Below are 12,492 nucleotides of genomic sequence, written 5' to 3'. Positions count from 1 at the left end.
CTTTCTTCTAAAATATAGGTGGTGATGTCATATGATAAAAAATACAGAAAAAAGCCTGTAATTATAGAGGCATATAAAACTGATAAACCTGTTATAGTAAAAACACTTGAAGGTACAATGAAAGCTTCCATTGGTGATTACATAATAACAGGAGTAAATGGTGAGCAGTATCCTTGTAAACCAGATATTTTTGAAAAAACCTATGAAGAAATTTAGTCTTTTCTTTCGTCTGATGACCTATTGATTTTTATGTGTGTAGATTTCCATTGATTATTTTCTGACGAAATAATTTGTTCAATGTTTTTAACAAATATGTTTTCTACTGTTTCATCTGCTTTATTATATGGAGAAGCTCCAGTCAAAAAAATATATTTTTGATATTTTAATAATTCACATGTAGTTCTGTATTGTATCCAATTTTCATGATATTTAAATAGTTTAGCTAATGATTCTAAAATTGTAATAATAATTCCTAATATTCCTACTATTATTGAAATCAAAAAAATATTACAATACCCAGATAATAACGGAATCGTGGCAGCTAAAATAATTTCAACTATTTGAATTAATTTGTAACTTTTCTGACAGCTTATTGATTTTTCGTCATACCATTTAATTTGCGGGTCTAATCGCTCTTCTATATACTCATGTATATCCATCTTTACACTCCCTAAGAAACTTAATAAGATAAATATACAACATTTACCATTAAATGTCAATAGTTAAATATAGTATTTTGCTGAAAAAAGAAGAAAAATGTTTTTTGCTTTTACGATGTAGATATTCTCTACATCGTTATTTTTTTCGCTTTTTTAAATATTTTAACATAATTGCTGTAAAGCATATTGATATAATGCTAAAAAATATTAATATTCTCTATACAAAGCCAATAAAAAATGCTATAATAATGTTATTAACTTTCAAAAGGAGTCTTAAAATGCGCATCGCAATATACTCACGTAAATCAAAATTCACCGGCAAAGGAGAAAGTATAGAAAATCAAATTGAAATGTGTGAAAATTATATTAAAACTCATTTCACATCCGAAAATAAAATTTCAATTTTTGAAGATGAAGGATTCTCAGGTAAGAATTTAAATAGACCCATGTTTAAATTAATGATGGAAGAAGAATATGAAAATCCATTTGATTTAATTATAGTCTATCGTCTTGATAGAATAAGCAGAAATGTAGGTGATTTTTCATCTCTTATTGACAAGCTAAATGCATTTAATACATCGTTTATATCGATTAAGGAACAATTTGATACATCTACCCCTATGGGACGTGCAATGATGAATATCGCTGCCGTATTTGCACAGTTAGAGCGTGAAACAATAGCGGAGCGAATCAAAGATAATATGTATATGCTTGCTAAAACTGGCAGATGGTTAGGTGGTACAACTCCATTTGGTTTTTCATCTAAAAAAGTCGTTGGCGAAGATAAGAAATCATATTATAAATTAATTATAAATGAAGAAGAATTAAATATCATTAAGTTAATTTTCAGTAAATATCTTGAATATAGGTCTATGAATAAACTAGTTACATATTTAATAAATCATGATATAAAAACTAGAAAGAATTGTAATTTTTCTGTTACAACAATTAAAAAAATTCTTACAAATCCTGTATACTGTACGGCAGATAAATATGGGTTTAAATATTTTTATGAGCAAGGCTGTAACTTATGTTGTAATGAAGAAGAATGTGACGGTGAATATGGATTTATAGGATATGCTAAAACACAAGTAGCACAAAGTAAAGATAAAATTTCAGATAGAATAATAAACGAACTTCCGAAGTGGATTATTTCTATAGGAGAACATCAAGGAATTATTGATGGCAAGTCTTTTGTAGAAGTTCAGGAACAATTAGCACTCAATATAGATAAAGGTATACGATTTAAGCAATCACATAATCCCGTTGCATTACTATCGGGAGTTATTATATGTAAATGTGGAAGCTATATGCGCCCAAAATACTATAGAGAGAATAAAGACGGTACAAAACCATATGTATATATGTGTGAACTTAAAGAAAAAAGCAAAAGTGAAAAATGTAAATGTAGCAATGTTAATGGTGCATATATTGATAATAAGATTTGTGAATTACTGCTTAATTATGAAGCTGATGATAATATTTTTAATAAGCATATATTAAATATAAAATATAATACAGATGAAGACAATATAATTGATTCAATAAGAGAATATGAATCAAAAAAAATAGAAAAGAGGAAAGAAATTGAATCATTAATTAAAGTCTTAACATGTGATTTAAATGATGCAACATTAAAGTATGTAAATAAAGAAATTGAAGCATTAAATCAAAATATTCAATCTATTGATAAAGAAATAACCCTCTTAAAAGCAACAATTGAGGCTAATAAAAAAAGCAAAGAAAATATAAATAACATTACAGAGTCATTAAAGTTTTTTAAAAATAATTTTGATAATCTCAGTATAGAAAATAAAAGAAATTTTATAAAAAAATGCATAAAACAAATTGTATGGGATGGTACTGATATTCATATTTTTACAAAGAGTCTATAATGAGCAAGCACACATTATAGACTCATCAAATGATAGTGCTAATATGTTTCCGTTTTACAACAACAGCAGTATCTGTAATACTTGATGCAAGCTTTGCACAAGTATTACCCGTACAAGGACACACCACAATAATATCAGTCATTTTTTTCGGTCCTATGGGTTCTGCACCTTCAATTGTCTTAATTACTTTTCTGCCGCATATATTTTCAAGACGCCTGATATTATCTTCAGCATCACCAAATCTTGAATCTACTGATGATGCATTATATGACATAATGGGAATAAGCTCTGCTCCGGATTTTCTTAATCTCTCCGCTTGGGTAAAAGCCTTCTCAAATGTACAAAATGATCCGGTTACTGCAAAACCAATTTTAACGTTTGAAAGCTCATTCATCCGTATATCTCCTCTCCTTAAGGATGTTGAGAATAGTACAGGCGATTATTTCTCCGGAGGTAACAGGTGCTACCTTGCCCGGCAGCGATAAAGCCCAGACAACCTTAACTCCCAGACGGCCTGCTGTATCAAAATCTACTCCTCCCGGTTTGGATGCAAGATCTATAACTAAAGTATTGCTCTTAATGCGCTCCAGACGCTTCTCATCAAGTATTACAGCCGGTACAGTGTTAAATATCAAATCATATCCGCTTATTGCATCATCTAGCACAGAAGTATGTACAGCCTTGCAGCCGTATATTTCTGCCCAGGATAAATCAGAATATTTCCGTGCAGTTATTGTCACATCTGCCCCTAGCCCTTTAAGTATTTTTACAAGAACCTTTGCAATTCTTCCAAAACCAGTTACCAGTACTTTCTGACCATATATAGTAGTCGCCATTTCTTCCATAGCTATCTGGACTGCACCTTCAGCTGTCGGAACGGCATTTAAAATATTAAGCTCTTCCCTTTCAAAATAATCAACTGTATCAATTCCGCATTTACTGAAAATCTTCATGGTTGACGGGTCAATTTTTCCTCCGAAAACTGTTCCGCCATTTTTAAGAAGCGGTGCAAGAGCTGAAATAGGAATATTATTTCTGCAAAACGGTGCATTTATAAACACTCCGTTAATTGAAGCGGGCAAAGGCAAAACTATATAATCAACAAGTTCCGGCAGCTGCATTTTATAATCAGTATAAATTGCATTGCCAAAATCGATAATATTATTATCAAATCCGGCAGCATAAACTTTATAATTTTCCGCAAGTTTTTTTGCCGTATACACCTGTCTTAAATCTCCCCCGGCTACCAGAAATGTAATATCTTTATTCATAACAAGCCCTCGTTTCCATTTAGATTTTCTTTTATATATTATGTATTGATTTTTAATTCTGTGCAGAATATATTATTATGATTTTTCTGTCATAATTATATGTTTTAAATATTTCATGCAAATTAAGTAAATAAATATACCATCAAATTAAAAAGTTTATTTGTCTGCGTTGACTTTTTGAATGATATGGTTTATAATATAAAGTGGTGTTGTATAGTATAAAGAAGAATTTCTAAAGATATAAAAATTCTTTTCAAGGAGCGAAACAGCAAAATGACAAAATATGATTACCTTAGCAAACTGAACCACTATCTTCAGCCCCTGCCGCCCAAGGAGAGGAATGCTGCAATAAAATATTATGATAAATATTTTATTGACGCTGGGATTGAAAATGAGTATAACGTTATTGCCAGTCTCGGCAGTCCTAAAGTACTTGCTGAAAAAATATTGAATAATCGTCATGGATTTTCAGGTATGATAAATGAAACAAAATCAAATGTTTCTAAGGCAAATAAAAAGATGACAAGCTCTCAGCGCAGATTTTTATTGCTTATGGCTGTAGTCCTTTTTCCGGTATGGGGAGGCATTCTGCTGCTTATTATGTTAGCTGTCCTGGGATTGTTTGCAGCAGCTGCAATGTTTCTGGCAGGTTTATTTATAGGCGGAATAGCTGTTTTTTGTATGGGTATCCCCTATCTGTTTGATACACTGTCAATCGGTTTATTTCTTGTCGGAACAGGAATAGCCATGTCAAGTCTGACATTTATTATATTCAATCCTGTAATAAAATTTGTTGCTTTTATATTTAAATCAATCGTCAAAGGTATCATTTTACTAATTAATAAAATGGTAGGAAGAAAGGCGGTAAAAATATGAAGCTACATAAAAAAATCAAACGAATAATTCCTTTCACCCTTCTGGCAGCAGGAATTATAATAGCAGCTGCCGGACTGGTATCCGGAGCTAAAAATGATTACATTCAAAAAATGAATCTCACAGAATTTGAAGCAAATGTTCCGTCAAATAATATTTTTAATATGGATATAAAATCCGAAATAGCTGAACTTAATATAATATGTTCAAATGATATTGATGACTTTAAAATTAAGGCACAAAATATTTCAAAGGAATTTCTTGATTATAGTACAAACAGCAATACTTTTTCTCTGAGATATGAAACTGATAAATGGTATCAGACTGTTTTTACTCCCGGATTCATTCACAAAAAAGGAAAAATAGATATTTACGTTCCGGCTGAATTAAATCTTAAGGATGTACAGATAAACAGCAGCTATTGTACATCAAAGATAAGCTTTATAACTGCTGAAAGAATATTCATTGAATGCGGTCACGGAGGAAGCCAGATAACCAATCTGACCAGTGATTATACCCAGATAAACAATTCCGGCGGAGACTTGATCGGTTTAAATATTGATGCAGCAAGTGCAGATTTGAATCTCAGATCCGGCAAAACTTTATTTAATAATTTTATGAGTGAATCAGTGATAATTAACAATAAATTCGGTGACCTTGATTTATCCGGTAAAATTAACGGAGACTGTGGAATAAAATCTGGTTCAGGTGATGTAGATATGACACTTTATGGAAACGAATCTGACTACAAATTCAATGTCATAAACGGTACGGTATCAGTTAACGGCAAGGAAAATCCTGAAAACAATGATGGGCGATATAATTTTAAGATTAATGACGGAAGCGGAAATATTAAAATAGAAATCAAATAAAAAATATATATTTTTAATTGCTTTTATATTTTTATTTCTTGAATATATGGTGAAAATGTTTAAATTTTCCAATAAGTTTCTTATATTTTGCACAATTTTTTATATTTTCAGATAATTTTATATTTTTTTGTAAAATAACTATTGACAAAAGTCAATATTTATGGTTTAATTAAGAAGAGGTGATATTCTATGAAGATACAAGAAAATTTAAAACGCGGTATGACTGAACTGTTAATTCTTCACCTGCTCAAACAGGAAGACATGTATGGCTATCAGTTAACCCAGGAACTTGAAAAGCGCAGTGAAGGTCTCTTTATTCTGAAGGAAGGTACAATGTATCCAAGTCTTTATCGTCTTATTGATAAAGAAATGATTTCTGACGAAAAAAGATTAATTGGTAAGCGCAGAACAAGAGTTTACTATCATATTGAGCCAGCCGGTATTGAATACTTAGATCAGATTTATGCTGAATACTTATCAATTACTGAAGGCATTCAGAAAATTCTGAATTACAAAGGCGAATAATTTTCTTATTATTAAAAAAAACGGGCAGAATATTTTCTGTCCGTTTTTAATACACTATAAAAATAAACAGGCATAAGCCTGTTTATTAATTCATTATCAGAAAATAGAATCCATCAAACACCAATCGCCGTCTATCTTATAAACATTAATTGTTGTTGTATCTTCATCCTTATCGTCATCGCCTTTGATCTTAATCTTAATTTTTACTTCATAACCTTTAGATACCTTAACTTTCTCATCATATGTATCTTCAATGTTTTCTTCAAGCTTTTCAAGATCTTTTTTCTTGATTTTTTCCTTATCTTTTATTTTATATGACACTTTGATATCATCGCCATACTCATCCTCAAGCATCTCCACTACGTACTCCATTGATTCATCAAGAGCATCATAAATTTCGTCTTTTTTGTCATCATCATAGCGATACTCAACCAGAAATTCAGGCATAGACTTATAAAGATATTTGCCCTTTCCGGTTTCAATTGACTTCATCATATTATCAATTGGTTTCTTATAACCTGCTCCAAAGATCAGATTAAAAATAATAATAAGAACAAGAAGTACTACAGCAGCTGCCGCAACTAACGGTACCCATACATTACTTTTCTTTTTTACATCCGCACCCACAGATGAACCTGAACCATCCTGAGACGCTCCGCAATAAACGCAGATATTAGCGTCATCTTCAATTTCCTTACCGCACTGCATACAAAATTTACTCATAAATACCCCCAAAAAATTTTATTACTTTTAACATACTAACACACATTAAAATAATTGTCAATTGAAAAAATGTTAAATAAATGAAATTTCGTCATGAATCACAAAATATTTTTTATTTTTAAAGTTATTTTGATAAATCATCAATAATTTTTTCAATTGCCTCTAAAGCTATATCGTAATTTTCCTGAGTTGTCTTATCAGAATTCAGCGTACTAGTCGGTTTTCTGACTCCAATATACAAATCATCAGGGATAGTATTTTCATCATAACCTATAAGTTTTGCAAAATCTGTATCCTTTAAATAATATTTATAATCTTCTACCTCAGGACAATCCGGGAAAAGCTCCTCCAGATTCACAAGACTATCCTCTGGCTGAACCAGATCATCAGATTTTGAATCACCAACTATCATCATTGTTTCACCAAGCTGAAACTCTGTTGAAAGCTGACTCAGATTACTGTCATATGCATTCAGACTCTTTGTATTTTCTGATTCATCATCTGAAATCGGAATATAAATTATATCCACACATTTCTCGCCGTCGTCATTATAATCATCAATATAAGACCCAAAAAAGTCAACCATATCCTCAATATGCATATACAAATCGGCATCATTTGATATCAGCATGACCTTCATATCAGACTTTACTGTTGTAACCTTATCATACACCAGAAATGCTGCAACCAGAACAAAAAAAGTAGTTATTCCCAGCCACCATTTATTATGATAAATAAAGTTTTTAAACTTCTGCCATACTGTATATTTCTTTTTTTCTTCAGCTGATAAATCAAGCTTATCTGAATTTTCAATAACACCCTGTTTAAGCTTTAAAATTTCTACTTTATCTTCAGCAAGCTTATGTTCATATTTTTCTCTTTGTATTTCCTCAGCTTTTTCCTGCTTTATGCGGTCTTCTTCTGCTTTTTGCTTTTCTTTTTCATTTACCGTTCGAACCGTTTCAAAAATACTTTGTTCTTTGTTTTTATCTTTTTTATCCTGCATTTTTACTCCTTAAAAACATAACGGGGGTACACTATTTGTGTATCCCCCTGTATTTATTATTCTTCAGCTTCAGTCTTTCTTGTATCCTGTGCTATCGGACGCATAGTCGGGAACAAAAGCACATCTCTGATAGATGAGCTGTCTGTAAGAAGCATAACCAGACGATCCAGACCAAGACCAAGTCCGCCTGTAGGAGGCATTCCGTATTCAAGAGCTGTAACGAAGTCCTCATCAACCTCCGCATTTGCACCCTGTGCTCTTTTAGCCTCAACCTGCTTAACAAAACGTTCTCTCTGATCAACAGGATCATTAAGCTCTGAAAAGGCATTACCCATTTCCCTTGCATAAATAAAGTATTCAAATCTTTCTGTAAACGCCGGATCAGACGGTTTTCTCTTTGCCAGAGGTGAATTTTCAACCGGATAATCATAAATAATAGTTGGCTGAATAAGCTTATCCTCAACAAATTCCTCAAAGAATGCAATAAGCACATGTCCCTTAGTTGCGGATTCACCTTCTTCTACCTCAACACCCTTTGCCTTTGCACAGGCTCTGGCATCCTCATCTGTCGCCCATTCATTGTAGTCTACGCCAGCATACTTTTTAACTGCTTCAACCATTGTAAGCTTTTCCCAGGGAGCCTTAAGATTAATATCTTCTCCCTGATATTTAATTGTTGTATCACCGCATATTTTCACTGCGAGTGTTTCATACATATTTTCAATAAGCTCCATCATACCTTTATAATCAGTATAAGCCTGATACATTTCAATGGAAGTGAATTCAGGATTATGAGAGGTATCCATTCCTTCATTTCTGAAAATACGTCCAACCTCGTAAACCTTTTCAAAACCGCCTACAATAAGTCTCTTCAGGTAAAGCTCTGTTTCAATTCTCAGATACATGTCCATATCCAATGCATTGTGATGAGTTTTAAAAGGTCTGGCTGCCGCACCGATTTCCAGTGTATGCAAAACAGGAGTATCAACCTCAATGTAACCCAGGTTATCAAGATAATTCCTTATTTCACGGAGAATAAGGCTTCTTTTTACAAAGGTATCCTTTACATCAGGATTTACAATAAGGTCAATATAACGCTGTCTGTAGCGTGTATCCTGGTCTTTCAGTCCGTGCCATTTTTCCGGCAGCGGCAAAAGTGATTTTGAAAGAAGAGTAACCTTATGAGCGTGAACAGATATTTCGCCTTTTCTTGTTCTGAAAACAAAACCTTCAACACCAATTATATCGCCTATATCCCATTTTTTAAATTCAGCAAATTCTTCCTTGCCGATATCATTCATTCTTACATAAACCTGAATGCGATCCGTACCGTCTCTGACATCAATAAAATTTGCCTTTCCCATATCACGCCAGCTCATAATACGTCCGGCAATTTTAACTGTTCTTTCCTTGATTTTATCAAGTCCTGCGGCGATAGCTTCTTCATTTCCCTGAGCCGCATCAATTATTGCCTTTTCTTCTGATTCATATCCAGCCTTAAGATCAGCATTTTTTGCAGTAACATCAAATTTAGTTATTTCATAAGGATTAGCATTATTTGATTTAAGTTCATCAAGCTTTTCAAGACGAACTTTTTTAAGAACATTTATATCCTGCTGTGTGATTTCCTCTTCAGGAATATTATTATTATTCTTATTGTCACTCATTTTTAACTATTCACCGTCCAGTTTATTTTGAAATTTCTATTACTTCAAATCTGATTTCTCCGACAGGAGCTTCAACCACAAAAAAGTCACCAACTTTTTTCTTCATTGCAGCTTTTCCAATAGGAGATTCATCAGAAATTTTACCATTATCAGCATCAGCTTCAGTTGTACCGACAATCTGTAAGGTTTCTATTTTATCACTTTTATCCCTTTTTATTTTTATAACTGAACCAACACCAATTTCATCAACTGATATTTCATCATCATCAACAACATCAGCATTAGAAATAGTTTCCTCAAGCTGTGCAATAGTTGCTTCCAGCATAGCCTGTTCGTTTTTAGCTTCATCATATTCAGCATTTTCTGACAAGTCACCAAAAGCTCTGGCTTCTTTAAGCTTCTGAGCCACCTCAGCTCTTCTTACTGTAACAAGTCTTGTATATTCCTCCTGAAGCTTTTCAAAGCCCTTTCTGGACATTTGTTTTTTTGCCATAACTGTATTTCTCCTTATTAAATTTTAATTAAAGCAATACTGCATAACAGCAAAAAATCAAACTGCTAATTATGCAATTATGCCTTAGAGACTCTATCATATTATTATATATGATTTTCTTGTTTTTGTCAATTAAAGCAAAAGAAAAATTTTGTTCGTTTAAACAAAAGCGGGCAGTTTAACCTGTCCGCTTTCAAATGATATAAATATATTTTATTAAACTCCGAACTTAGTAGTAGAAACCGGAACGCCTACACCCATAGTAGATGTAACAGTACAGGATCTGATATAAGTTCCCTTAGAAGCTGCCGGCTTTGCCTTAACAATTGCTTCCATAAGAGTTGAGAAGTTTTCATCAAGCTTTTCAGAGCCGAATGAAGCCTTGCCGATAGGACAGTGAATAATATTTGTCTTGTCCAGACGATATTCAATCTTACCAGCTTTAGCTTCTGTAACAGCCTTAGCAACATCAGGAGTTACAGTTCCTGCCTTAGGGTTTGGCATAAGACCGCGAGGACCTAATACCTTACCAAGACGTCCAACAAGACCCATCATGTCAGGAGAAGCAACAACTACGTCGAAATCCATCCAGTTTTCCTTCATGATCTTGTCTACTAAATCCATACCGCCTACAAATTCAGCTCCGGCTGCCTTTGCAGCTTCATATTTGTCTTCCTTACAGAATACGCATACTCTTACGTTTTTACCTGTACCATTAGGAAGAACTACAGCACCTCTGACCTGCTGGTCAGCATGTCTTGAGTCAACACCAAGACGAATGTGTGCTTCAATTGTTTCATCAAATTTAGCTTTTGCATTCTTGCATACTAAATCAAGAGCCTCAGCAGAATCATACTGCTTTGTGCTGTCAACAGCTTTGGCGCTGTCCATATATTTCTTGCCGTGTTTCATTATTAATCCTCCATTTTAAGTGGTAATACCGGATGGCTTAAAACGCCTTTTCCGGTTAGCGGAATTTTCCTCCCACCATCAGAAGACGTAAAAGTTTTCAAACTTCTTCGTCATTCGTTAAATTCAGTCAACTACTACAATACCCATAGAACGGGCTGTTCCAGCGATCATGCTCATTGCCGCTTCAAGAGAACCGGCATTCAGGTCAGGCATCTTCTGTTCAGCAATCTTCTGAACCTGTTCCTTTGTGATATTTGCAACTTTATTCTTGTTAGGAACGCCTGAAGCTGTTTCAATACCGCATGCTTTCTTTATAAGAACTGCTGCCGGCGGTGTTTTTGTAACGAATGAGAATGAACGATCAGCATATACTGTAATAACTACAGGGATAATCATTCCGATATCATTCTTTGTTCTTTCATTGAATTCTTTTGTAAATGCCATAATGTTAACGCCATGCTGACCTAATGCAGGACCAACCGGCGGAGCAGGTGTAGCTTTACCTGCGGGAATCTGAAGCTTTATATAGCCTACTACTTTCTGTGCCATGCTTTACGCACCTCCATAATTGTGGTAACACCGAGATAATCAAGAAATTTTATCTCTCCCACTTAAAAAACTGCATGTTTTTATTTTAATCATCAAGCTTTTTTACCTGATTTAAAGCCAGGTTAGCCTGAGTATCACGACCGAACATTGATACCAAAACATCAACTGTTCCGTCTTCAATATTGATTTTCTGGACTATTCCGACAAAACCATCCATAGCTGTTCCGCATACCTGAACCTGGTCGCCAACTTCAAAGTTCACCTGTACGGAATTAATTTCAACTCCCAGTGCCTTTACTTCCTCTTCTGAAAGCGGAGTAGGTTCTGAACCAGGACCGACAAAGCCGGTAACACCTCTGGTATTTCTGACAACATACCATGAATCGTCGGTATAAACCATTTTCAGCAAAACGTATCCCGGATAAGTTTTTCTTTCAACTTCCTTTGTTTTGCCGTCGGTAATCTCTGTTACCTTTTCGGTAGGAACCTTTACTTCAAGGATAAGATCGTGAAGATTTCTGTTTTCCACAACTTTTTCAATATTCTGTGCAACTTTGTTTTCATAGCCCGAATATGTGTGAACAACATACCATTTAGCTGCCTGAGACATTTAAAATCCTCCTTAAATCAAGTTTAGGTTCACCGTCAGCCCAAATTAAGTACAAAACTGAACAGCTTGAGCAGACCGTAATCAAGTCCTCCGACAAATGCACTTGAAATAACCATAACAACCAGCACAACAAGTGTATTATTGAAAACTTTTTTCTTAGTCGGCCATACTACCTTTTTGAATTCGCTTTTAAGATCCTTGAACCATTTAGCGATTTTGCCCTGTTTTTTCTTTTTGGACTTGTCCGAGGTCTTCTTTTCTTTTGCCTTTTCTTCTTTTGACATACCGGGGACCTCCGTTACTTAGTTTCCCTGTGAAGAGTATGCTTCTTACAGAACTTGCAGTATTTGTTCATTTCAAGTCTGTCAGGGTCATTCTTCTTGTTTTTCTTCGTACAATAATTGCGCTGCTTGCATTCTGTACAAGCCAAAGTAACC

At 33.9% G+C, this 12,492-nt stretch carries 17 protein-coding genes; 5 read left to right on the top strand and 12 right to left on the bottom strand.

From position 1 onward, the window contains the following. The first annotated feature begins 24 nt into the window (after window positions 1-24). Window positions 25-216, top strand: coding sequence for a hypothetical protein (locus ACI4WO_RS03975; RefSeq protein ID WP_439806263.1), 192 nt, complete (start codon window positions 25-27; stop codon window positions 214-216). Here the strand turns inward: ACI4WO_RS03975 and ACI4WO_RS03970 are convergent. After that, window positions 213-659, bottom strand: a complete 447-nt coding sequence (locus ACI4WO_RS03970; protein WP_439806262.1) for a DUF4231 domain-containing protein — start codon at window positions 657-659, stop codon at window positions 213-215. The genes ACI4WO_RS03975 and ACI4WO_RS03970 overlap by 4 nt on opposite strands. Window positions 660-937: 278 nt before the next feature. Here ACI4WO_RS03970 and ACI4WO_RS03965 point away from each other — a divergent pair, with 278 nt between their 5' ends. Continuing rightward, the gene (locus tag ACI4WO_RS03965) at window positions 938-2,554 is read left to right on the top strand and encodes a recombinase family protein (RefSeq protein ID WP_439806261.1); all 1,617 of its coding nucleotides are present in this window, start codon (window positions 938-940) and stop codon (window positions 2,552-2,554) included. Window positions 2,555-2,579: 25 nt separating this feature from the next. Here ACI4WO_RS03965 and ACI4WO_RS03960 read toward each other — a convergent pair whose 3' ends face one another. Both ACI4WO_RS03960 and dpsA read right to left on the bottom strand, forming a co-directional pair. Beyond that, window positions 2,580-2,948 (bottom strand): flavoprotein, encoded by a 369-nt coding sequence (locus ACI4WO_RS03960; protein WP_439806260.1) that lies wholly within the window; start codon window positions 2,946-2,948, stop codon window positions 2,580-2,582. Next, window positions 2,941-3,825, bottom strand: coding sequence for a dipicolinate synthase subunit DpsA (gene dpsA, locus ACI4WO_RS03955; protein ID WP_439806259.1), 885 nt, complete (start codon window positions 3,823-3,825; stop codon window positions 2,941-2,943). Before dpsA ends, ACI4WO_RS03960 begins: the two co-directional genes overlap by 8 nt. Window positions 3,826-4,098: 273 nt before the next feature. Between dpsA and ACI4WO_RS03950 the strand changes: the two genes are divergently transcribed. The 3 genes from ACI4WO_RS03950 to ACI4WO_RS03940 all read left to right on the top strand — a co-directional run bounded on the left by ACI4WO_RS03950 (window position 4,099) and on the right by ACI4WO_RS03940 (window position 6,095). After that, window positions 4,099-4,701, top strand: coding sequence for a DUF1700 domain-containing protein (locus ACI4WO_RS03950; RefSeq protein ID WP_439806258.1), 603 nt, complete (start codon window positions 4,099-4,101; stop codon window positions 4,699-4,701). Beyond that, the gene (locus ACI4WO_RS03945; protein WP_439806257.1) at window positions 4,698-5,570 is read left to right on the top strand and encodes a DUF4097 family beta strand repeat-containing protein; all 873 of its coding nucleotides are present in this window, start codon (window positions 4,698-4,700) and stop codon (window positions 5,568-5,570) included. Before ACI4WO_RS03950 ends, ACI4WO_RS03945 begins: the two co-directional genes overlap by 4 nt. Window positions 5,571-5,759: 189 nt before the next feature. Beyond that, on the top strand, window positions 5,760-6,095 hold the full coding sequence (locus ACI4WO_RS03940) for a PadR family transcriptional regulator (RefSeq protein WP_439806256.1): 336 nt from the start codon (window positions 5,760-5,762) through the stop codon (window positions 6,093-6,095). Window positions 6,096-6,191: 96 nt separating this feature from the next. Here the strand turns inward: ACI4WO_RS03940 and ACI4WO_RS03935 are convergent, their stop codons facing one another. The 9 genes from ACI4WO_RS03935 to rpmG form a co-directional block, all read right to left on the bottom strand. Beyond that, window positions 6,192-6,818, bottom strand: coding sequence for a zinc ribbon domain-containing protein (locus ACI4WO_RS03935; RefSeq protein ID WP_439806255.1), 627 nt, complete (start codon window positions 6,816-6,818; stop codon window positions 6,192-6,194). A gap of 124 nt (window positions 6,819-6,942) precedes the next feature. After that, complete coding sequence (locus ACI4WO_RS03930; RefSeq protein WP_439806254.1) at window positions 6,943-7,824, bottom strand: hypothetical protein; 882 nt, start codon at window positions 7,822-7,824, stop codon at window positions 6,943-6,945. 56 nt (window positions 7,825-7,880) lie between these two features. Then, on the bottom strand, window positions 7,881-9,491 hold the full coding sequence (gene lysS / locus ACI4WO_RS03925; RefSeq protein ID WP_439806253.1) for a lysine--tRNA ligase: 1,611 nt from the start codon (window positions 9,489-9,491) through the stop codon (window positions 7,881-7,883). A gap of 22 nt (window positions 9,492-9,513) precedes the next feature. Beyond that, window positions 9,514-9,984 (bottom strand): transcription elongation factor GreA, encoded by a 471-nt coding sequence (greA, locus tag ACI4WO_RS03920; RefSeq protein ID WP_439806252.1) that lies wholly within the window; start codon window positions 9,982-9,984, stop codon window positions 9,514-9,516. Between the two features lie 216 nt (window positions 9,985-10,200). Continuing rightward, window positions 10,201-10,896 (bottom strand): 50S ribosomal protein L1, encoded by a 696-nt coding sequence (rplA, locus tag ACI4WO_RS03915; RefSeq protein WP_439806251.1) that lies wholly within the window; start codon window positions 10,894-10,896, stop codon window positions 10,201-10,203. Between the two features lie 123 nt (window positions 10,897-11,019). After that, window positions 11,020-11,445 carry a 50S ribosomal protein L11 gene (rplK, locus tag ACI4WO_RS03910; protein ID WP_177532535.1) on the bottom strand — a complete coding sequence of 142 codons (426 nt, stop codon included), beginning with the start codon at window positions 11,443-11,445 and terminating at the stop codon, window positions 11,020-11,022. 85 nt (window positions 11,446-11,530) lie between these two features. Then, entirely contained in the window at window positions 11,531-12,055 is a 525-nt protein-coding gene (nusG, locus tag ACI4WO_RS03905; protein WP_439806250.1) for a transcription termination/antitermination protein NusG, read from the bottom strand. Window positions 12,056-12,090: 35 nt separating this feature from the next. Then, window positions 12,091-12,339 carry a preprotein translocase subunit SecE gene (gene secE / locus ACI4WO_RS03900; protein WP_439806249.1) on the bottom strand — a complete coding sequence of 83 codons (249 nt, stop codon included), beginning with the start codon at window positions 12,337-12,339 and terminating at the stop codon, window positions 12,091-12,093. A 14-nt stretch (window positions 12,340-12,353) separates the two neighbouring features. Beyond that, on the bottom strand, window positions 12,354-12,492 hold a 139-nt coding region (rpmG, locus tag ACI4WO_RS03895), incomplete at its 5' end, for a 50S ribosomal protein L33 (protein WP_439806264.1).

This window comes from Porcipelethomonas sp., assembly GCF_051893655.1.
Taxonomy (GTDB): Bacteria; Bacillota; Clostridia; order Oscillospirales; family Ruminococcaceae; genus Porcipelethomonas.
This window is presented reverse-complemented; position numbering and strand designations above follow the sequence as displayed.

What these genes read in the sequence shown, in the direction of transcription:
- ACI4WO_RS03970 (WP_439806262.1), bottom strand. Translation starts at nt 659, where the DNA reads ATGGATATACATGAGTATATAGAAGAGCGATTAGACCCGCAAATTAAA.
- ACI4WO_RS03940 (WP_439806256.1), top strand. Translation starts at nt 5,760, where the DNA reads ATGAAGATACAAGAAAATTTAAAACGCGGTATGACTGAACTGTTAATT.
- lysS (WP_439806253.1), bottom strand. Translation starts at nt 9,491, where the DNA reads ATGAGTGACAATAAGAATAATAATAATATTCCTGAAGAGGAAATCACA.
- rplK (WP_177532535.1), bottom strand. Translation starts at nt 11,445, where the DNA reads ATGGCACAGAAAGTAGTAGGCTATATAAAGCTTCAGATTCCCGCAGGT.
- greA (WP_439806252.1), bottom strand. Translation starts at nt 9,984, where the DNA reads ATGGCAAAAAAACAAATGTCCAGAAAGGGCTTTGAAAAGCTTCAGGAG.
- ACI4WO_RS03930 (WP_439806254.1), bottom strand. Translation starts at nt 7,824, where the DNA reads ATGCAGGATAAAAAAGATAAAAACAAAGAACAAAGTATTTTTGAAACG.
- secE (WP_439806249.1), bottom strand. Translation starts at nt 12,339, where the DNA reads ATGTCAAAAGAAGAAAAGGCAAAAGAAAAGAAGACCTCGGACAAGTCC.
- nusG (WP_439806250.1), bottom strand. Translation starts at nt 12,055, where the DNA reads ATGTCTCAGGCAGCTAAATGGTATGTTGTTCACACATATTCGGGCTAT.
- ACI4WO_RS03935 (WP_439806255.1), bottom strand. Translation starts at nt 6,818, where the DNA reads ATGAGTAAATTTTGTATGCAGTGCGGTAAGGAAATTGAAGATGACGCT.
- ACI4WO_RS03975 (WP_439806263.1), top strand. Translation starts at nt 25, where the DNA reads ATGTCATATGATAAAAAATACAGAAAAAAGCCTGTAATTATAGAGGCA.
- ACI4WO_RS03945 (WP_439806257.1), top strand. Translation starts at nt 4,698, where the DNA reads ATGAAGCTACATAAAAAAATCAAACGAATAATTCCTTTCACCCTTCTG.
- ACI4WO_RS03960 (WP_439806260.1), bottom strand. Translation starts at nt 2,948, where the DNA reads ATGAATGAGCTTTCAAACGTTAAAATTGGTTTTGCAGTAACCGGATCA.
- ACI4WO_RS03950 (WP_439806258.1), top strand. Translation starts at nt 4,099, where the DNA reads ATGACAAAATATGATTACCTTAGCAAACTGAACCACTATCTTCAGCCC.
- dpsA (WP_439806259.1), bottom strand. Translation starts at nt 3,825, where the DNA reads ATGAATAAAGATATTACATTTCTGGTAGCCGGGGGAGATTTAAGACAG.
- ACI4WO_RS03965 (WP_439806261.1), top strand. Translation starts at nt 938, where the DNA reads ATGCGCATCGCAATATACTCACGTAAATCAAAATTCACCGGCAAAGGA.
- rplA (WP_439806251.1), bottom strand. Translation starts at nt 10,896, where the DNA reads ATGAAACACGGCAAGAAATATATGGACAGCGCCAAAGCTGTTGACAGC.